Source organism: Sandaracinaceae bacterium (genome assembly GCA_016706685.1).
Taxonomy (GTDB): domain Bacteria; phylum Myxococcota_A; class Polyangia; order Polyangiales; family Houyiibacteriaceae; genus JADJJE01.
This window is the reverse complement of sequence record JADJJE010000036.1, coordinates 1-19,514: the sequence shown is the minus strand read 5'-3', so window position 1 is coordinate 19,514 and position 19,514 is coordinate 1. Positions and strand designations below refer to the sequence as shown.

At 68.7% G+C, this 19,514-nt stretch carries 16 protein-coding genes; 9 read left to right on the top strand and 7 right to left on the bottom strand.

All coding sequences use genetic code 11. The features are described 5' to 3' along the window. Positions 1 to 168: 168 nt before the first annotated feature. From IPI43_28260 to IPI43_28250, 3 genes are read left to right on the top strand one after another with little or no spacing between them, the layout of a single operon-like run. Complete coding sequence (locus IPI43_28260) at positions 169 to 1,539, top strand: serine/threonine protein kinase (protein ID MBK7777962.1); 1,371 nt, start codon at positions 169 to 171, stop codon at positions 1,537 to 1,539. After that, positions 1,536 to 2,843, top strand: coding sequence for a PEGA domain-containing protein (locus IPI43_28255; protein ID MBK7777961.1), 1,308 nt, complete (start codon positions 1,536 to 1,538; stop codon positions 2,841 to 2,843). Before IPI43_28260 ends, IPI43_28255 begins: the two co-directional genes overlap by 4 nt. 5 nt (positions 2,844 to 2,848) lie before the next feature. Then, on the top strand, positions 2,849 to 3,856 hold the full coding sequence (locus tag IPI43_28250) for a PEGA domain-containing protein (protein ID MBK7777960.1): 1,008 nt from the start codon (positions 2,849 to 2,851) through the stop codon (positions 3,854 to 3,856). On the opposite strand, the gene IPI43_28245 is transcribed toward IPI43_28250, so the two are convergent. Then, positions 3,819 to 5,351, bottom strand: a complete 1,533-nt coding sequence (locus IPI43_28245) for a sigma-54-dependent Fis family transcriptional regulator (protein ID MBK7777959.1) — start codon at positions 5,349 to 5,351, stop codon at positions 3,819 to 3,821. The two genes, IPI43_28250 and IPI43_28245, sit on opposite strands and share 38 nt — an antisense overlap. Before the next feature lie 465 nt (positions 5,352 to 5,816). Between IPI43_28245 and IPI43_28240 the strand changes: the two genes are divergently transcribed. The 3 genes from IPI43_28240 to IPI43_28230 all read left to right on the top strand — a co-directional run bounded on the left by IPI43_28240 (position 5,817) and on the right by IPI43_28230 (position 11,747). Next, positions 5,817 to 6,674 (top strand): hypothetical protein, encoded by an 858-nt coding sequence (locus tag IPI43_28240; GenBank protein ID MBK7777958.1) that lies wholly within the window; start codon positions 5,817 to 5,819, stop codon positions 6,672 to 6,674. A gap of 29 nt (positions 6,675 to 6,703) precedes the next feature. Beyond that, complete coding sequence (locus IPI43_28235) at positions 6,704 to 7,606, top strand: hypothetical protein (GenBank protein MBK7777957.1); 903 nt, start codon at positions 6,704 to 6,706, stop codon at positions 7,604 to 7,606. A 2,818-nt stretch (positions 7,607 to 10,424) separates the two neighbouring features. Further along, the gene (locus IPI43_28230) at positions 10,425 to 11,747 is read left to right on the top strand and encodes a PEGA domain-containing protein (GenBank protein ID MBK7777956.1); all 1,323 of its coding nucleotides are present in this window, start codon (positions 10,425 to 10,427) and stop codon (positions 11,745 to 11,747) included. 91 nt (positions 11,748 to 11,838) lie between these two features. Here IPI43_28230 and IPI43_28225 read toward each other — a convergent pair whose 3' ends face one another. From IPI43_28225 to IPI43_28200, 6 genes are all read right to left on the bottom strand, one after another. After that, positions 11,839 to 12,273, bottom strand: coding sequence for a helix-turn-helix transcriptional regulator (locus tag IPI43_28225; protein MBK7777955.1), 435 nt, complete (start codon positions 12,271 to 12,273; stop codon positions 11,839 to 11,841). A gap of 195 nt (positions 12,274 to 12,468) precedes the next feature. Further along, on the bottom strand, positions 12,469 to 12,777 hold the full coding sequence (locus IPI43_28220; protein MBK7777954.1) for a hypothetical protein: 309 nt from the start codon (positions 12,775 to 12,777) through the stop codon (positions 12,469 to 12,471). Beyond that, entirely contained in the window at positions 12,774 to 13,232 is a 459-nt protein-coding gene (locus IPI43_28215) for a hypothetical protein (GenBank protein ID MBK7777953.1), read from the bottom strand. The genes IPI43_28220 and IPI43_28215 overlap by 4 nt, the downstream gene beginning before the upstream one ends. A 930-nt stretch (positions 13,233 to 14,162) precedes the next feature. After that, a complete protein-coding gene (locus IPI43_28210) occupies positions 14,163 to 14,495 on the bottom strand; it encodes a hypothetical protein (protein ID MBK7777952.1) in 333 nt (110 codons plus the stop codon). A gap of 306 nt (positions 14,496 to 14,801) precedes the next feature. Beyond that, on the bottom strand, positions 14,802 to 15,971 hold the full coding sequence (locus IPI43_28205; GenBank protein ID MBK7777951.1) for a putative metal-binding motif-containing protein: 1,170 nt from the start codon (positions 15,969 to 15,971) through the stop codon (positions 14,802 to 14,804). A 190-nt stretch (positions 15,972 to 16,161) separates the two neighbouring features. Then, positions 16,162 to 16,518, bottom strand: coding sequence for a helix-turn-helix transcriptional regulator (locus IPI43_28200; protein ID MBK7777950.1), 357 nt, complete (start codon positions 16,516 to 16,518; stop codon positions 16,162 to 16,164). 618 nt (positions 16,519 to 17,136) lie between these two features. Here IPI43_28200 and IPI43_28195 point away from each other — a divergent pair. From IPI43_28195 to IPI43_28185, 3 genes are all read left to right on the top strand, one after another. Then, positions 17,137 to 17,940, top strand: coding sequence for a hypothetical protein (locus IPI43_28195; protein ID MBK7777949.1), 804 nt, complete (start codon positions 17,137 to 17,139; stop codon positions 17,938 to 17,940). After that, positions 17,924 to 18,241: a hypothetical protein gene (locus tag IPI43_28190; protein ID MBK7777948.1), complete on the top strand. Its 318-nt coding sequence runs from the start codon at positions 17,924 to 17,926 to the stop codon at positions 18,239 to 18,241. Before IPI43_28195 ends, IPI43_28190 begins: the two co-directional genes overlap by 17 nt. Before the next feature lie 910 nt (positions 18,242 to 19,151). Beyond that, a partial coding sequence (locus IPI43_28185) for a hypothetical protein (protein ID MBK7777947.1) occupies positions 19,152 to 19,514 on the top strand: 363 nt, incomplete at its 3' end.

Sequence of the window (19,514 nt, the reverse complement as noted above, 5' to 3'; positions counted from 1 at the left end):
ACGCTTCATGCTCTCCGTGAGACGGAGACTGACGTTTGCGTGCCTGGGTGGTAGGGTCCGCGCAGGAGCTGCATGGCGAGAACGAGCACGACGCGTGACAACGCGCCCACGGGAGCAGACGCGCATCCCTCGGGGGTGGAGCGGCAGCACCTGCCTATGGGTTCGTTCGTGGCCGGCACGTACCGCATCGAGGGCCTGCTGGGCGAAGGCGGCGGCGGTGTGGTCTACCGCGCCGTCCACGTGGAGCTGGGGCGCGCGTTCGCGGTCAAGGTGCTGCGCGCGGGTGCCGAGCCCGATGCCGCCTGGCGCTTCGTGCAAGAGGCCAAGATCGCGTCGTCGCTGGCCCACCCCAACATCGTGGACGTGGTGCACCTCGGCCGCGACGAAGCGGGCCGGCACTTCGTGGTGATGGATCTATTGGCGGGTGAGGACCTGCAAGGGCGGCTCCAACGTGTGGAGGGCACGGGTCTACCGTTCGAAGAGGCCCAGGCACTCTTCGCGGCGGCGCTGGACGGAGTGGCAGCCGCTCACGAGGCGGGCGTCGTCCACCGCGACCTGAAGCCCGCGAACATCTTCTTGGCGGAGCGGCGTGGCAGCGTGGAGGTCAAGGTGCTGGACTTCGGCATGTCTCGCAGCCGCGACGCCGAGGTGCACGTCACCCGCACGGGTGAGCTGGTGGGCACGCCGCTCTACATGGCACCGGAGCAGAGCAAGCAGGCCGGCGTGGATGCGCGCTCGGACGTGTACTCGCTGGGCGTGGTGGCCTACGAGATGCTCGCGGGGCGCGTGCCGTTTCCCGCGGAGACGCTCTATGCCTGCGTGCTGAGTCACGCGCTCCAGGCGCCGCCGCCGCTCGAGGAGCTCCGGGCAGACCTTCCTCTCCCGGTGGTCCGCGTGGTCCACCGGTGCCTCGCCAAGGACCCCGCGGATCGCTTTGCCGACGCGCGCGAGCTGCGCCGTGCGTGGAGCGACGCCTGGGCGTCGGCGGCGACACACCGCGAGGGGGCACTGGCGAGCGGCGTCTGGGACAAGGACGAGCCTGTGGCGCAGCCGCCCTCCACACATCGCGCTGGCGTCGTCGGCCCGGTGGGCGTGCTGGTCGTGGTGGGCGTCGCCGCGGTGGCGCTCGCATGGTCGCTAGGCGGGTTCGGCTCACGGCCCACCGCGCCCCAGCGCGCGGAGCCCCGGGTGAGCGTGGGCACCCCCACTCGCCCGGCGGGCACGGAGGCCGCTGCGGTGGCCGAAGCCCCACCGCAGCCGCCCGCCGCTAACCCCTTGCAGCAGATGATCCACTCCATTCCGTCGGGTGCCACCGTGGTGGGCGCAGACGGTGCCACGCTCGGCGTAACCCCGCTGCTGCTGCCGGCGTCGCCGCGTCCGTTGCCGCTCGAGCTGCGCTTGGTGGGGCACAACAGCGCCTCGCTCGAGGTGAGCGCGGCGGGTCCTGCCACGGTGGAGGTAACGCTCCCGCGCAGCACCGTCCGGACCACGCGTCGCACGCGCGAGCCCACTTCGCTTCCTGCCTTGGCCCCCCGATGACCTGTCTTCGAACGCTCTCTCTCATTGGCGCCCTGGCGCTGACTGTGGTGTCTCCCCGCTCGGCCGCGGCCGACACGGCCACCGAAGCTCGCTTCCATGACGAGCAGGCGCGCGACCACTTCCGCGCGCGCCGCTTTGCCGAGGCCATCGAGGAGTTCCTCTGGTCCAACCGCATCGCACCCAACCCCCGCGTGGGCTTCAACGTGGCGCTGTGCTTCCTGCAGCTGGGTGACCTCGAGAACGCCTATTCGTACTTCTCCGAGTACATGACCAGCGACGACAGCGCCGAGGGTGCAGAGGAACGGCGAACCGAGGCCGCACGCTATCTGAACGACATGCGCAGCGCGGTGGCGCTGGTGGTGGTGAGCAGCGAGCCCGCCGGGGCCACGCTGTACGTGGACACCGAGGAGCACGGCGCCTACGGCCTCTCGCCGCGCACGCTGGCGTTGCCCGTGGGCGAGCACACGCTCACCTTCGTGGCCAGCGGCTACGAGCGCGTGACCCAGACGGTGGTGCTCGAGCGCGGCCGCTCCGTGGAGGTTCACGCGGTGCTCTCCCAGATCGTCGGCACCGTGCGCTTCGAGGCCATCGCGCCCACGCCGCTGGTACTGCGTGACGTCCGAGAACAGGTGGTGCTGGAGGCCACCGCGCCCAGCGAGCACCGCCTCCCTCCAGGGGTCTACACCGTGACCGGTGGGAACGAGCGCCACCGCGTCGAGTCCGCCATCGTGCGCGTGGCGGCGGGTGAGACCACGCGTGCCGAGCTCACGCTCGTGCCCCGACCCGCCATCACGGGAGAGGCCACCATCACCTCCAACGTGCAGGGTGCTCTGGTGTTGGTGGACGGTGTGGAAGCCGGCTTCGCGCCCGTGCTGCTCCCCAATCTCACGCTCGGGACGCGCACGCTGCGCATCGAGGTGCCCGGGCACGACGCGTGGGAGGGCGATGTGGACGTGCGCGAGCGCGAGCGCACCTGGGTGACCGCCACGCTGCGCGAGAGCGGGCCACCGCGCCGCTCGCCGGCGGGCTACATCGTGGGCGCCCTCGGTGCTGCGGCCCTGCTCAGCCTCGTGGTCACGGTGCCCATGGCGTACCGTGCGCATCAAGACTTCCAGGCGCTGCGGGACCAAGACGCGGTCGGCGCCGCCAACGCACGGGCGCGGGGCCGCGTGCTCAACCGCACCAGCGACGCGCTGCTGGGGATGGGCCTCGGCGCGCTCGGCATCGGCATCACGCTCTGGTTCGTGTTGGATGACCCGCGGGACCATCCCTCCGAGGCCTCGGTCTCGTTCCGCCCGCGATGACGGTCATGAAGCGCTCGGTGGCATGGCTGTTGGTCTGGATGTGCCTGGCGTCGTCCGGTCACCGGGTGCGTGCGGACGACGCGCTCGACGCACGCTTCTTCGATGCGCGTGGCCGCGCCCTGTATCAGGAGGGGGACTTTCACGCTGCGCTGCGGGCGTTCCTGCGCGCGCACACCATCGCCCCCTCGCTGGCCACGGCCTACAACGTGGCGCTCACGGCGGACCTGGCCGGCCGCCCGCTCTTGGCATGGAACACCTTCGAGGGCTTCTTGGCCGAGGCGCCGTCGGACCACCGACTGCGCGCCGACGCCACGCTTCGGCAGCAGCGCCTGGGTGCGGCGGTGCACGTGGTGGACATCACGAGCTCTCCCATTGGCGCCGAGGTCTTCTTGGACCGCGTGGAGCATGGGCACGGCGGGCGCACTCCGCTGCGCATCGCCGTGGCGGCGGGTGCCCACCACCTCTTGGTGCACGCCGAGCGCCACATCGGTGAGACCCGCACGGTGGGAGGCAACGCGGGAGGGCTTACGCAGGTTCACGTCGAGCTGACCCCGCGTGTTGGCACGGTGGTGATCTCGGGAGTGCCCACCGGCGGACACGTGACGCTGGTGCGCGACGATGGCGGCGTGGTGGAGAGCCTGATGGACGGCGCACATGCCCTGCTGGTGGGGACCTACCGCGCCACGCTGGTCGCGGCGGGGTGGCGGCAGGAGCCGGTCGAGCTGCACGTGGCAGAGGGGGGCACCGTGCGCCTCCCGCTCGTGCCCATCGAACGACAGAGGGCCACAGGTCGCTTGGTGGTGCGGTCGGGCCCGGACGCCACGCTCTTCGTAGACGGCACGCCGCGGGCGCGTGCTCCCGTGGTGCTGACGGGGCTTTCTGCGGGGCGGCACCGCGTGGAGCTGCGCGCGCGCGGGCACGCGCCGTGGCTGGGCTGGGTGGAGGTGCATGCCAACCAGGCCACACGCCTGGACGTCACTCTGCCGCGCGCTCGATCCCCAGCGACGCAATGAGGTGATAGAGGTGCGAGCGCGACATGCCCAGCGCAGACGCCGCGGCCGTGGCGCGGCCTCCCGCTTCGCTCAGAGCGTCTTCGATAGCCCGACGCTGGAACGCACGCGTGCGGTCTTGCAGCGACTCGGGCGCTGAGCCCGGCTGGCCGCCGGCCGCGAAGTGTTCCTCGCGCAGCACACGGGAGTCATCGGCGCGCGCGCGCAGCATGGCCAGCTCGATGGCGTTGCGCAGCTCGCGCACGTTCCCAGGCCAGCGCCTCCGCTCGAGGAACGCGCTGGCTCCCAGCGTGAGCTCCGGCGCGCGAATACCCAGGGTGTGGGCGATGTCCGTGACCAGCGCCTGCGCCAGCAGCGGCACGTCCTCGCTGCGTGCGTCCAGCGTCGGCATCTCGATCTCCACCACCGCCAGACGGTAGTAGAGGTCGCGCCGCAGCTTCTGCGGGTCGGCCGTTCCGGAGACGTCAACGTTGGTGGCCGCCATGATGCGGATGTTGGCGCGCTGCGGGGCGTCGTCTCCCAGGCGGCGGTAGGACCCCGTCTGCGTGAGGTGCAACAGCTTGGCCTGCGCCGCGCTGGGCAGCTCGGCGATCTCGTCCAGAAAGAGCGTGCCCCCCTCAGCCGCCGCCACCAAGCCCGCGCGTGCCGATGACGCGGTGGAGTGTGCCCCCCGGGTTGCGCCAAAGAGCTCGCTCTCGATGAGCTCGCTGGGCAGCGCTGCGCAGTTGAGCTCCACGAAGGGCGCGTTGCGACGCGTGCCCCCGCGCGTGATCGCCCGCGCCAGCAGCGACTTGCCCGTACCGGACGGGCCCGTGAGCAGCACGGGGCTGTCGGCTTGGGCCGCGAGCGAAGCCAGCTCCAGCACGGTGGCCAGCGCCGGCGAGCGGCCCACCAGCTCGGGGCAGGGAAAGCGACTTCGAATGCGTGCCGTGGCGTCCGTCGCCTGGGACTGCGCGCGATGCCGGGCGCGGGCCACCTCCCGGGCCAGCGTTGGCGCGATGGCGCGCGCCGTGGTGCCCACGATGCGGGCCGCGTCGCGGTGAAGGCCCTGGCCACCACGCTCCCCCTGAACATAGAGCACACCGTGCTCGGCTTGGCCGCCGATGGCCGCGCAGATCACGGCGCCCACGCGGTTGGCCTGCACGCTCCCCGCGGTGTCGAAGCGCTGGTCACGCAGCGCACACGCTGTCTCCACGGTCTGGCCTTGGTCCAGGGCTGCGCGCAGGATGCTGAGCGAGAGGTGCGCGCGTACTTCATCGAGGTCGGTGGAGGTGGACCCCAGTGTGGCCCAGTAGGGCGGTGCGCCGTGGAGGTCACTGCCCGCCTGCACGTACAGACGCTCCGCGCCGGTGAGCCCGCGCAAGATGTCCAGCACGCCATGGAGCAACGCGGGCACGTCCGGCTCGGCCTCGCCCAGCTCGAGCAGGGCACGATACAGGTCGCGCTCCCGTGCGGTGTGCTCGACGGTGACGTGGGTGTCCCCGGGGGTGTCGGTCATCGGCGCGAGGGTACTCCGAGGTCGGAGTGCTGGGCAGCTCCGCGCGCCAGCCTTTTCGGTCAACCACCGTCATCAAGAGCATCAATGGCCTCCATGTCCGCACCACGGCCACTCCCCCGTTCGGGGGATTGTGGTGCGCCAACGGCTCCACGAATCTCTGCGCGCTGCGCCACATAGGAGAAACCGTTAGTGACCATTTCCACGCGTTACGCTTCGCTACTCGTCCTGCTTGTCGCCGGATGTGGCGGAACATCCAACAACTACTTCAGCCTGCACACAGCGTTCGAGGTCGAGCGAGACGCGGGACGACAGGCGCGCGCGGTCTCGTCGCCCACTGGCGCCGAGTATCTTGCACGAATTCGGACGATCGCGATTCGTCCGGACCCTGAGTGCCGCGACTACAACTCCGCCGCGGGTGAGTCGGAGGAGGTCGCTCATCTTCTCCACCTTCGCTGCGGTGTCCCCATGGCAGCTCTCGAGAGCGCGTTCGCAAGAGAGGGCTACCGCATCATCTACTGGTCCGCGATCGAACGTCGCGCCGAACAGCGGAGACCTCGTCCGGAGGTCGCCTGCACCGCGGAGGGCGCCTGTCCCGTGACCTACACGCCTTCAGAGGGGGACACGCTCGAGACCGTCGCGGCGGAGATGGGCGTTCAGGCTCTCATTACCGTGAACTCCCTCGAGTGGGGCATTTCGACAGTGGCTGCTCGTGCCGTGTGGCGGCGCAGCTACTACCGCGCCACTCCAAGCGGAGCCGAGCTCGGAGCGCTCGACGCCGAGGCCCCGCTGGCCGACGCCATGGACGTCTTCCTGCGTGGTCAGGAAGTCGAGATTTCGCGCCAAGTACTCCCCTCGGTCTCGGTCGACATCACGGCGCACTTTCTCGACAACGAGCAGCACGACCACGAGAGCTTCTTCTTCTACCGTGAGACGCGCACCTGGACCACCTCGGAGGAGGCCGAGCGACGCTACTTCGTTTCCTGTGGGGAGCGTGCCGTGGTGGGTGGAGGACGCCTCTGGAGCTGTCGTGCCGAGACGCCTCGAGCGCAGCCTGCCGAGGACCGGCGTCCTCCTCGCTCGGGCAGCGAGGACACGGTGGTGATCGACGCCGGTGACGAACAAAACCGCGAGTACATCTGGCGAAGCATCCTGGGACAGCTCATGGACGACGTGGCGCTGAGCTTCCGCACCGGCACCGCCAGCCGCGCGGAGGCGACGCGGACAGCCACCGGTCGCGACACGAGCGGCGCGGCCACGGCGCCGAGCACCGCGCCGAGCACCACACCCCCTCCATCGGGCGACGCGCCTGAGTGGATGCGGTGAGGCGTTGCATGAGGACGCTCACCCACACCATGGGGCTGCTCGCGCTCTACATCGCGCTGGCCGCCGACACGGGCTGCTTCGCGGCGAGACGGCGCGCTGCGACGCCACCGACCGCCAGCCAGACGAGCGAGCGCGAGATGCAGCTCCGGGCGATGGGCTACGATGTACCGACCCGTCCGGGTGACACCGTGTCTCCCCCGTCGACGGGGGGCTACGACCGTCCGCTCGAGCGAGAGCCACGTCCCGATCGCTATGGCGGGTACACCGCGCCGGGGAGCGGCACACGACGACCGACGCCGGCCACCCCCGCCCAACCGGCGACCTCCACCGCCACAGCTGCAGCCCCTGGACCCAACAGCACCGTGACCGTAGAGGTCTCGCCGTCGCCCGCCAGCGACCTGCGCCCCACAGGAGCGGCACAGACGCGTGAAGCCATCGCACTACCCCCGCCAGAGCAAGACGCCTACGTCCCAGCGCCGGACATCGGCTTCTACGCCGGCATCGGCTTCGGCTTCGGGCACCTCCCATTCTCCCGCGGCATTTCCGTGCTTGGTGAGCTCGGCTTCGAACGACACGTGGTTCAGGTCGGACGCGGACGGCTCGCCGTGGGCGGCATGGTCGGCATGCATGCATCCTTCGACCTTGACGGCTTCGCCTACATCTTCCTGCAGGGGCAGGCGACCGCCGCCCTCTCATGGAATCGGTTGCGGGCCCATCTAGCGCTTGGGATCGCGGGGGGACCACGTGTGTGCTTGTCCACCGACTACGACGACGATGGTGGGGCATGCGGAAAGGATGCCGGTCTGTCGCTCGAGGTCGGCGCCCAGTTCCTGCGGCGACGCTTCTCGCCCATGGTCAAGTTCAGCGCGATCATTGGTGACGTCTACGGGACCGGCCCCCTCTACTCACTGACTGCGGGAATTCGCTTCTGATGCGATACGGCGGACTCCATGCGGCAGGCCTCGCCGTTTTCTCGGTGGTCGTCTCCACGGTTCCGGCGGGTGTCGTCAGCGCTCAGACCTGCGAAACGGGAAGCATAGAGACGTGCGAGGCCGTGGGCGATTGGCATATTCGCACCCGGGGCGACTACCGCACCGCCTCCGAATTCTTCCGGCGCGGCTGTGCAGGCAACATCGCATCGAGCTGCGGTCGCCTAGCTGCGGTCGGGCGCCTACGCCCGGAGCTGGGGATGGAGCATGGCGAGATCAACCAGCTTCTCGTGCGGTCATGCGTCACGGGTTATCGGCCGAGCTGTGAGATCTTCGCCGGCGACTTCGTGCACGACCGCACCGCGGCACGAGCTCAGCCCCAAGCGCGGAGCGCCCTCGACCACGCGTGCAACGAAGGCATAGCGGACGGCTGCCTCGCGCTCGCCTACGCGCAAGAGCAGGGCGTTGGCGAGCGGGCCAACGCGACCACCGCCGCGGCGACGTATCAGCGTGCCTGCCGTCTACGGTCGGGTCCTGCGTGCGCGGCCCTGGCGCGGCTGCTCCATGCGCGCCCACGGGCAGCGGACCGTACACGCGCAGAGGAAGCCGCGGAGTACGGCTGCCGCCTCCAGGACGCTGAGGCTTGCGGGATGATCGGGGTCTGGCGGACGGAAGCCGGTGATCATGCCGCGGCCTTCCCTCACCTCGTGGCGGGCTGCGGTGAAGGGCGTGCCGCGGCGTGTGAGGCGCTTGGCAACAGCCGCCTCAATGGGCTGACGGGCAGCGTGGACTTGCGTGGCGCGGCCGAGGCGTTTCGCCTCGCGTGTCTGGCGAACTCCTCGACGTCGTGTGGGCAGCTCGCGCTCCTCCTGATGCGCAGCAGACCCACCGATGAATCGATTCCACCGAACCTGCAGCGCGGATGTGAGGGGGGTCTCCTGCGCGCGTGCGAGTCACTCGGTCTCGTCCTCCTGACGCGAGGCGACGTGCGCGGGGCACTTCCACATCTGCAGCGCTCTTGCGAGGGAGGCGACGCGGACGCGTGCCTGCACTTGGCGACCGTCTACGAGACCGGACGCCTTGGTACGCCAGAACCGGTGGCGGGTGCGCGGTACCGTCTCGCGGCTTGCCGCGCTGGCCGGACCGAGACGTGTGAGGCGGCTGCCCTGGCCTTGCTCCCTCACGATCGTCGTGCTGCTCAGGGCATTCTCACCGACGCCTGCGAGGCCGGGAGCGCGGCGTCGTGCACGGCGCTCGCGGGGTCACTTCGCGGACGGCAGTCCGAAGTGTTCTTCGCCCGCGCGTGCGAGCTGGGGAACCTGGACAGCTGTGGCGTCCTCGGGATAGCCAGTGCTCCACGAGACCCAGGGCGAGCCCGGCCGTTGCTGGAGCGCGCATGCGCCCCGAGCCGCCCCGATGTCTGTGTCGCGCTCGCAACGTTGCTGCTCGGCGACCGGAGCACTCGCGATGAGACTCTCCCTGACGCCCTGACGGCCGCTGAGCACGCCTGCTCCGCAGGCAATGGGCGCGGGTGTGAGCTCCGGGGCGAGATTCAGCGCCGTCTCGCACCGCCTAGCGCGCCGCTGGTCGTAGGTCCTCCCGCACAGCCCGAAGTGCTCACGGCAGCGACGGCCGTGGCCACCACACCCACGACTCCCTCGACACCCACGACGCCGCGCCAGGACGCTGAGCCGCCGCGGCCTGCGGTCGTGGCGCCGCCGCCGGTCGAGCTGACACCGACGCAGGCATGCCAGCGTCGCGGGGACATGTCGGCGTGTGTTGTCGCGGGTCACGCCGCCCTCGAGGCGAACGACATGCGTGGCGCGCGGAGATTCCTCTCGCGAGCTTGTGATGCGAACGATGCCGTTGCGTGCGCTTCGCTGGGAGGTGCGCTGGTGGCGCTCGGCGCATCGGGCCAGCGCGAGGGTGGTGCTTTCTTGGCTCGGGCCTGCGAAGCGGGTTCGGCGGTCAGCTGCTCGATGGCTGCGGCTGCGTTGGTTGGCGCTCAGGGCGCTCGCGCAGCCCTCGTCCGTCAACACGTCTTGGAGCGAGGGGCGGCGCTCGGAGATGGGGCAAGTCAGCATCAACTCGCTCTGCTCTTGTCCGCGCAGCCAGCTGCGGGTGAGGACCAGCTGCATCGCATTGCAGGCCTCTTCGCGAATGCTTGCGGGCCGGAGAACGAGGCTGCGTGCCGAGCGGGCTTCGAGTTCACGCAGCAGCACCCCGCGAGCCGCGTCGTCACTGCAGAGGGACTCAGGCTCGAGCAGTGGGGCTGTGAGCACCAGGACGCGTCGGCGTGCGCTCGTCATGGGCGCGCGCTGATGGGGAGTGACGGAATAGAACGCGACGAGGTCCGCGCGCTCGACCTGCTCGAGCGTGCCTGCCTGGGTGGAGAGCGAACGGTCTGCTCCATCGCGGTCGAACTGATGCGGCGCCAGGGCACGGAGGACCGCGCACGTCTCATGCCTCTACTCGCACAGGGGTGCGCAGACGGCGACTTGGTGGCGTGCGCGAGCGCTGGCACGCTCGAGGTCAGCGCTCCAGCGCCGAACCGGGAACGAGCGGAGGGGTGGTTGGGTCAAGCATGCGTGGGCGGGCTCGGCCCTGCCTGTGCAGTGCTGGGCGACCTCTTGGTTTCTCAGCCCGCGCGTGAGAACGCCGCGATCCAGAACTACCGCATGGCTTGCACCTCGGAGACCACGGAGGGTTGTCGGGGCCTCGCCACCCTCTGTCTCCGCGGGCGCCTCAACGCATGCGAGGGTCTCGCAGGCGCTTGCGCCGCTGGCGTTGCAAGCGCCTGCCCGACTCAGCCGGTGACCGAATGAAGCACGCCCGATTCCTCGTTCCCATGATCCTGGCAGCGGTGGGTGCTTGGACCTCCCCGCTCCTCGCACAAGACGAGAGCACGCTCGAGCGCGCAAGAACGCTGATCGACGCTGGCGACCTCGACGCGGCAGAGCAGACGTTGCGTGCCGCTCGGACGCTGGGGACGCCACGTGTGGCGGCCGAGCATGGTCTGTTGCTGCTGCGCCTCGGGCGCCTCGTCGAGGCTGAAGCGGCGCTTCGGGTGGCGCTCGATGGGGATCCAGACCCGTGGGTCACCGCGAATCGGACGGCGTTGAACACTGCCATGGGGCTCGTCGCTCGTGAGCTCAGCGTCCTCCAGATCGACGTCGACCCCGCGGGCGCGGTGGTGGAGGTCGACGGTGACGTGGTGGCCGGTGAAGGCTCGCGCTCGGTGCGCCTCGGTCAGGGGACTCACGCGCTGCGTGTCTCCATGGAGGGATTCACCGTCCATGAAGAGGCCCTCGAAGTCGCGCCAGGGACACGGCTCGAGCGTCGTATCCAGCTCACAGCCATCGCATGCGAGTCTGCCGGAATGGTCCGCGTGGGTGACGCCCAGGCCTGTTGCTGGCCCGGACAATCATGGTCCAGCGAACGGCGCACGTGTGTTGGGGAGCCAAGCTGCCCCGAGCCACTCAGTCCGGGACCCGACGGTTGCATGGAGTGGCGCGACGATCTCCCAAGCCAGGTGGCATATCGCTCGCACGGGTTTCGGCTCTCCATGTGGGGCGGCGTCACCCAGTACGTGACCCAGGACAGCACGCTCTTTCGCGACGACGCGTACGACCTCGGTGACGGTCCGGACTTCGGCGTGAACGCCGCACTTCGTCTCGGGTACCGAGTACATCGCTTCTTCGCCATCGAGGTCGGCGCCAGTACGACGCAGGTGCAGCACTACTCGGGCTGGCCTTCGACCAATTTCGGCCGGTCCTCGGAGGGAACCACGTCGGGCGACTTCGCGACATACAGCGTTGGTCTCTTCGTGGACTTTCACACTCGCTCGCTGACGGACCCAGGTCCGGTGGATCTCTTCTTCGGGGCAGGCTTCGAGCCATTCCGACGGATGCGTTCGACCACGAACAGCGACGCCGTCGATGCGATGGCCGTTCCCTTCGAGCTGGGTCTCAGTTTCTATATGTCTCGCGGCTTCGCGTTCGATGTACTGGGACAGTACCGACTCATCATGCCCAGCGAGGTCTGCGGCAATGACGTCATGGTTGGTGGGGTCGTCTGCCAGACCGACGGCCTGAGGACCGAGGGCGAGTGGACGGCGCTCGCCGGGTTCTCCATTCAACTCTGACGGGAGCGCGCGCTTCCTGCGCTCAACGGGTGTTCTGAACGATCCGGGCAAGGGTTCAGTGCTCCTGTTGAGCGCAGGCGGGTGGCGGACGTCACTCCGCTGCGACGATGGCCCGTGAGCCGAGCAGCCCGAGCGCGCGCGCCAACTCCACCCGATTGGCCACGTCCAAGTTGCGGTAGACCGTCTTCAGGTGCGTCCGCACCGTGCCCGCGCTGATGCCGAGCTGCGCTGCGATCTCATCCACCGTCGCGCCGCTGGCCGCGTATTCGCAAACCTCGAGCTGCCGGGGTGTGAGTTCTCCCGCGGCCACAACCGGTCTCGGCCGCCGGTCGAATCGCGTAGCCCGCGCCACGGGGCGCACGCGAAGTGCCATGGCCCCCGGAGCACCGAGGGCCGGCGTGACGTCTTGGGGGACGAGGCGCCAAGCCGTCAACACCACCTCCTCCAGGGTGAGCGACACCGAGCCAGTGCTCCCATCGCGCAGGGCCTGCTCTGCGACGACGCCCCACTCCGGCCGAAAGTGCACCTCCGGACCATTGCCAAACAGGGCGCGCCCTGACTCGTCCACCACCCAAAACTGCTCCTGTATGACGGCCATGTACGGCCGCAGTGCATGTGGTGTGCCGCACGAATTTTCCGGTGATAGCGGGCAGGCGTGTCCGGTTCTCCGGACTCGGGCCGGACGGCGTGTCCGGTGCAACGGACAGACGTGGAGCGACGCCTAGAGGTTCCACATGGAGACGGGAGTGAGGGAGGAGTTGGTCGTCCCGTCACCGAGCTGGCCGCGTTGGTTGTCCCCCCAGCACTCGATGGTGTCAGAGGCCCGCAGCGCGCACGTGTGACTCGCGCCCATCGCCAGCGCCGTCACGTCGTCGAAGTCTGCGACCCTCGTCGGCACGGCTCGGGCTGTTTGTGTTCCGTCGCCGAGCTCGCCGTCGGCGTTCCGCCCCCAGCACCATGCGGTGCCGTCGCCTCGAATGGCACAGGTGCGGCCCCAGGGGCCCATGTAGATCGCCGCCGCATCACTCATGTTCGACACGGGAGAGTGGGAACCAGACTGGTCAGCAGCGACCCGTTGCCGAGCTCACCGCTCGAGCCGCGCCCCCAGCACACCATGCTTTGGTCTGCCCGCAGGGCGCACGTGTGCGCCCCGCTGGTGGCGACGTCCGTGACGTCTTGCAGTCCGGCCACGAGGACGGGCGTCGAGCTCTTGTTCGTGGTGCCGTTCCCGAGGTTCTCTCCCCAGCACCAAACTCGGCCATCCATCCCGAGCGCACAGGTGGAGCTCGCGCCGGCGGCAATGGCGACAGCGCTGCCCGCGCCCAACACGCTCGTAGGTAGCAGCGCGTTGTCGGTCGTGCCGTTTCCGACCTCGCCGTTCGGGTTCCCTCCCCAACACCAGACCGCTCCGTCGCCGCGCAGGGCGCATGAGTGTTGGCTGCCGCAGACCACGGCGCGCACATCGCTCAGTCCCGGTACGAGCACGGCAGGGGGCCTGAGACTGCCGTGCCGATGTTCAGATGTCCCGCACCGTTGGTTCCCTAAGCACCAGGCCGTCCCATCGGCGAGCGGCGCAGGCGTATTCTTCCGACGTCGACAGCGAACGGATGCCCCCAGAGTCCCACGATCTGTGTCGGGGTGCATGCAGGCGTGTTCGTCCCGTTTCCCAGCCGGTAAACGTTGGCGTCCCAGCACCACCTTTCGCCATCGCCCACGACGGCGCAGGAGTACAAGAGGTCTGTTGCGATCAGGCTGGCACCAGCCAGGTCTCGCACCGGGCTTGGCGCACGCTGCTGCGCGTCGTGGTGCCATCACCCAGCTCTCCGGTAGTTGCACTCCCAGCATTGCACGGACCCGTTCTCCAGCGGTGGAAGTAAGTATGGCTGATCCCAGCCTGATTGTGGCGCACGTGGAGCCGGATGGGGAGACCGGCGAGGTGCGGTTCGTGCCGTCGCCCCTGCCCATCGCCATTGCTCTCCAACAGGAGACCGGCGCCAGTGTGCTGGAGCGTGATAGCCCTGGCAGTGATGGCGCGAGTTCGACACGCCGTACCGGCGCTGGGGTGACCGGTCCGTGGTGGTGCCGTCCCCAGCTGACCAGGCAGTGGCCCCAGCATCAGACGCTGCCCTGAACAGGACGCAGGCCGAAGCCGTGAGCGCGCGATGGCGTCGACGTTCAGACCCACCAGCTGGGGGGAAGTACCGTGGTGTCCGATCGGCACAGCCTGAACAGATTTCCCCGCGAGCTGCCTCAGCACCACACCGTGCGGTCCGTGGATGGCGCAACGTGCGCGTCCCGCCGCGGAGAGGGATGCCGCCTGCGTCAGGCCAACGACAGCGGCAGGAACCACCTGCACGTTGCCGTTCCTTGCGCCGAGTTGTCCAGAGGGGTCTTCCCCAACAGCGGGCTGTCCCGTCACTTCGCAGGGCAGGGCGCAATGTCGCCCGTGGCGAGCGCAACTACGCCCGACACGCCGACGACGGGCGTGGGCGTGAGGCGACTGGTGACGGTTCCGTCACCCAGCTGCCGGCTGTTGTTGCCGCCCCAGCAGAGCACCGAGCCATCGTTGATGAGCGCGCAGGTGTGTGCTTCACCGGCGCTGATGGCGCGAACCCGCGTGAGTCCGACCACATCGAGGGGCCGAGCGCTGGGCGTTGTGTGGCCGACCCCGAGCTGGCCCCATGAGTTGCCGCCCCAGCACTGCACGGTGCCCTCCGCCAGCAGCGCGCACGTGTGGTACCGGCCCACTGTCGTGGCGATGATCGCGGGACCCCGCCGGCACACCGCCGCCTCACTACAGTAGCCTCCCCTGTCGGGCACCAGTTCCGAAGCTCGGACGTGGCCGGGTTGCAGTCGTTGTCCATCCCGTTGCAGTCGTTCGTGTCCTGTACGGCGGTCACTCCTGCGTTGACGGCGCTCGACGAGTCATCGCAGTCGGTGCGTGGAAAGCCGCCGGTGCAGCTGGCCGACGTGGGTGAGTGGAAGTCGCCGTCCGCGTCCTCGATCCGGCTCTCGTTCCCATTGCCGCTCTCCGAGCAGTCGGAGTCCACCCCGTCACACAGCTCTCGAGCGCCGGGGTAGATGCTCTGCGCGGCGTCGTTGCACCGTCCTCGGATACACGCCAGCTGGCGCCCCTGACGCTTCGCTGCCGACACAAGGGCTGTTCGGGCTGCTGTGCCTGCCGAGGTCCACGTCCTCTGCCAGCGGCGACATGAAGTCGCAGTTGTTGTCGACCCGTCGCACCACCGGTGTTTCGGGGTAGCGGGTTGGATTGGTGTCGTCGCAGTCGCCACAGTCCGGCACGTACCCCGGCACCGGAACGCAGTTCACGATCGCTATCCGGTCGTTCGCGCTGCCGGCCCCGCCAACTGTCGCTGTCGCGGCACCAGCTCTGCATCTGGTCGTCCACCACGCCATTGTAGCGTCGTCCACGGCGTTCCCGCACGTCTCGACGCCGTGCGGGCCCACGTCCGGGTCGTCATCGTCGCAGTCCGTGCGCGGCATCACGGGCCAGAACGGCAGAACCCCGGGCTCTCCTCTGGCGATGCACGTGGCGAGCGCGCCCACCGCCCCGTCGCCGTCGCCATCTTCGACCTCGAAACCTCCGCCCAGTGTGCCCGGAAGTGAGCAATCGTTGTCGCGGTTGTCGCAGACCTCGGCCGCACCCACGTACGTCCATGGGGTGGTGTCATCGCAGTCGTCGCTGTTGGTGACCCATCCGATGGCGCAGTCCCCCGTTCGGGTGGTCGTGGGATCACCTCGTCCATCGTGGTCCAGGTCGCGGAACAACACGCCAACGTCGGAGTCGCCGTCAGCAATTGTTGTCGACGTCGTCCCCACACACCTCGGCCTGATTGGGATGAACGTTGCTGTCCCCATCGTTGCAGTCCGTCCTCGATACCTTTCCTGGTAAGCCGAATCCACAAAGGTGTAGTTGGGGTCGCAGCCGCTCGGCGGGTTGCCCTCCATCCAGCTGTTGGTGCAGCTGGTCGAGAGGTAGAAGTCGCCATCGTTGTCACCATCGATGCCCCGGCCGGTCACGGTGCACGGGTCACAGTCCTCGTCGTGATCGGCTGCGCTCCGGCCGTCCCCCAGCAGGCCCGCGCAGCGCTCTCGATTCCCCGCAAAACGCTCAGGGTCACCGTCGTCACAGTCGGCGCCTCCACATGCCACCGCCGCCACGCCGTCGTTGTCCCGATCGCAGTCCCCGAGGTCGGGGTACACGATGGGCCCAGCGTCCGCGCCGCTCGCGTCGCCACCACCGTCAAGCGACTCGTCATCGCCGGAGGGAGCGCATGAGAGCGACAACATCGCACACACGGCTGCGCAGAGCGCTGGCCAGATCTCCACGATGTCGGTCCGGAGGATGGGGGAACGAAGAGCAGACCGTCCGTGTGAACGGATAATTTTGGAATTATCGGACGGGGCAGCTTAGCGATCTATCCCCGATCGGGGGATGGGCGCCATCGGAGTCCATCGCGCGAGCTAGCTCGACGCGATTCGACACACCAAGCGCTCGATACGCCACCTTCAGGTGTTGGCGGACGGTGTGTGGCGAGATGCCCAGCTCTCGAGCCGTCTCTCGTGCCGTGGCCCCAGCCGCGGCAAGGCGCGCGATGGCATGCTGGCGAGGGCTCAGGTTGGCGACCGTAACGCCGCCAACACCAGAGTCTGCGTGCCGTACCGTGACCAGGTAGCGCACGCCGAGAAGCCCATCCATCCGTGCGACCCCCGTGCAGGAGCCGTTCCGACGGAGCATGTGGATGCCCACGGCCTCTTCCTGTGTGGCCGTCGCCGCTGCGTGCACCAGCTCGCTCAGACACGTTGCGTCCCTGCCGTGCAGCGCGCTCGCTGCATCCACGGATGCGCGCCCGAGCGTGCCATCGGGCAGAAGAGCAGCGCGTGCTCGGCGGGGTAGCGCAGGACGCGCTGTCTCGGCATGGCCGCCATCTATCACCACGGCAAGTCGCGACGCGCCTCCCCGTTAGAGATGGTCCGCGCCGTGCGTTCGAGGCCACAGTCCAGGCACCCCACCACGACACTTCAACGCGAAGTGAGGGCGGTCCTTCGGCAGACCGGGACGCACGGGAGCAGGCACCCATGAGGACCCCATCCACACGACTCGGACGAGTCGGACTCCATCTATCGATGCTGATCAGCGGCAAGTCGTGCGGTTGCGGGGGCGATGGACCCGTCACCATGGATGACGGCGGAGGGACCGTGCTCAGCCCATACCGAGTGTGACGACGGCCTTGTCCTGCAACGGGGTCTGAGCAGTGCACCCCAGCAGTGGGGCAGCAACGCAGACGGTTGCGGGAGTACGGCGCCACGCACAACATGATGCGACGAGACCGCCGATGAGTGCGGCACGACCTGCACGGCTGGGGACATGGACGGAGACGGCCATGACGCCGTGGCTTGTGGCGGAGACGACTGCGACGACACCGACGCCGACCGCTTCCCCGGGAACCCGGAGACCTGCGACGACGGTTCGAGCGGGCAGCACGACGAGGACTGCGACCCCGCGACGTTCGGTACAACGGACCGCGACGGGGACGGAGAGGTCGCCGCGGGTTGCTGCAACATGGGCACGAGCGGCCCGAACTGCGGCACCGACTGCGATGACACGACCATCCGCCGCCGCTCGGGTCAGGTGGAGTTCTGCGACAGCACCGACAACGACGACGGCCGGACCGACGAGCAGACGCAGGACGTCCCCTGGTACCTCGACAGCGACGGTGATGGCTTTGGCAGCGCGACGACGCCCATGATCAGCTGCACTCCCCGTCGCCGGCCACAGCCTGGCCTCCACCGACTGCGACGACGGCACCGCGCAGGAGCACCCCGCGCAGCTCGATATCTGCGACCTGACGGACAACAACTGCAACACCACCGTGGACGAGCTGCCCATCTGCGACGTCGTCCAGCTCATCGGCGCCGCGGGCGGCACGCTCACCACCACCGCCACGGGCGGCGGCACCATCACCGTCCAGATCCCCGCTGGCGCGCTGAGCGTCACCACGCCCTTGGCCATCGGCGAGATCCATCCGCGTTCCTTGCCCGACCTTGGGGCCGGCGAGTCCTTCGTGGGGCGTCCGGTGGTCCTCAGCCCCAGCGCGCAAGCGTTCGCCGTGGACGCCAACGTGACCCTGCCCGCTGCCGGCCAGAACCTCGCCGTGATCCGCCTGGATGACGAAGACGACACCACCTGGGAGGTGGTCGAAGCCACGTTCACGGGCGGACAGGCGCTCTTCGGAGCCGACAGCGGCGGCATCTACGTGGTGGTCACGAAGACCTGCACGGCCTCTACCGAGACCTGCGACAGCGTGGACAACGACTGCGACTGGCTCGTGGATGAAGAAAGGGTGTGCGAGGCTGGACCGGTCACGAACCGAGACGAATTCATCACCGCTTTCACCCAGCTTGTCTTGGATGAATACAACACGTGTTTTTCCCGCCGCCACCAACCGGGTGCTGAAGACATCCACCAGTAGGTTCCGAGGCCATCGACAGAGACCGTGTGTCGGCGGGTTGGCGCCGCGCCCGATCTCGAGCGTGCCAACCACGTCCTCGATGACTCGTGCCTGGCCTGGACTGCGCGGCCAACTTGGAGGGTTTTTCCGTCGCGCTGCGTAGCGCAATCCGCGGGGAATTCCACGGTTCCGGGACCCGACATCCTCCTCTGCTGTCGGGAGGAGCGCGCGACATCGCGAAAGCGAGGTCGGTCTCCACCGCGTGAACCCCCGGGACGGGACGCCCCGTCGCGGAACTTGCATGGGCGGTGCCGGGGGTCCGTTCGGCCACGCCCTGTCACGCACACGAGGACTCGCTGTAACGCCCGGTGTTGACAGGCTTGTTGTCTGCGCGCCGAACGGCTCGGGCGTCGACGCCTGTCAGGAGCAGTCCTCCCGCTCCCATCGCCTCCGGGTCAACGCTTCTTCGAGCGGTGATCATGCCCGGAGCCACACGTGGGCCTCCAGCTGGTCGGGCTGGCTGTGGCGTCGGGGCAGACTCTAGACTCCGGAGGAGGTGGTGGTCGTAGGCGGGATTGTCCTTGTTCGGCGCTGGTACTTGCCGGACGCTGCGCCTCACAGGGGGCGACCCGCGACGGGTCCGACGGCTGGTGCAATGATGCGGCGAGCTGCAATCCCACTCCGTCAGCATGACGTCCTACCTTCCGCTACGCGGATACGCATGGAGGGGCCAGACCAGTCCTTGAAGTGGCGCACGAGATGGGCGGACGGCAGGACTGCCCCCCTGGGATTCTCGCCGTGGCGACGGACAAACTTCATTGCGAGGCTATCGAGTGTGACGGCCGATGACCGTTCCTCGGGGTTCACCTGCTCGTCCGGGGAGTGTGTCGAATGGCGCCGATTGGCGAAGCTTCCGTGACGAGGGCAACGAGTGCCCGACACCAACCGCGACGGCACCTGCGCAGAGACGATCACCCACCGAGCCGGAGGCGCGGAGGCTTGCAACGGCATCGACGACGACTGCAACGGCGCCGTTGACGAGGGCCTCGATACGATGACCCTGTACTTTCGATCCGATTTTGACGTTTCTTACGGACCGGCGCTACCGAGGCGGTACTCGCTTGCGGGCTGGGAGATGCCGTCAGCGATCAGTCGGGGGACTGCGAACCAGACAAACTACCAGGTGAATCCGGGTGCGGAGGAGGACCTAGGGAACAACGTGGATGACGACTGCAACCCAGCGACGCTGGACATCGGATTCTGCGGCGATGGAACCTGCTTCGATGTCGCTGAA

What these genes read in the sequence shown, in the direction of transcription:
- IPI43_28255 (MBK7777961.1), top strand. Translation starts at nt 1,536, where the DNA reads ATGACCTGTCTTCGAACGCTCTCTCTCATTGGCGCCCTGGCGCTGACT.
- IPI43_28250 (MBK7777960.1), top strand. Translation starts at nt 2,849, where the DNA reads ATGAAGCGCTCGGTGGCATGGCTGTTGGTCTGGATGTGCCTGGCGTCG.
- IPI43_28245 (MBK7777959.1), bottom strand. Translation starts at nt 5,351, where the DNA reads ATGACCGACACCCCCGGGGACACCCACGTCACCGTCGAGCACACCGCA.
- IPI43_28240 (MBK7777958.1), top strand. Translation starts at nt 5,817, where the DNA reads ATGGCAGCTCTCGAGAGCGCGTTCGCAAGAGAGGGCTACCGCATCATC.
- IPI43_28235 (MBK7777957.1), top strand. Translation starts at nt 6,704, where the DNA reads ATGGGGCTGCTCGCGCTCTACATCGCGCTGGCCGCCGACACGGGCTGC.
- IPI43_28230 (MBK7777956.1), top strand. Translation starts at nt 10,425, where the DNA reads ATGAAGCACGCCCGATTCCTCGTTCCCATGATCCTGGCAGCGGTGGGT.
- IPI43_28220 (MBK7777954.1), bottom strand. Translation starts at nt 12,777, where the DNA reads ATGAGTGATGCGGCGGCGATCTACATGGGCCCCTGGGGCCGCACCTGT.
- IPI43_28195 (MBK7777949.1), top strand. Translation starts at nt 17,137, where the DNA reads ATGGACGGAGACGGCCATGACGCCGTGGCTTGTGGCGGAGACGACTGC.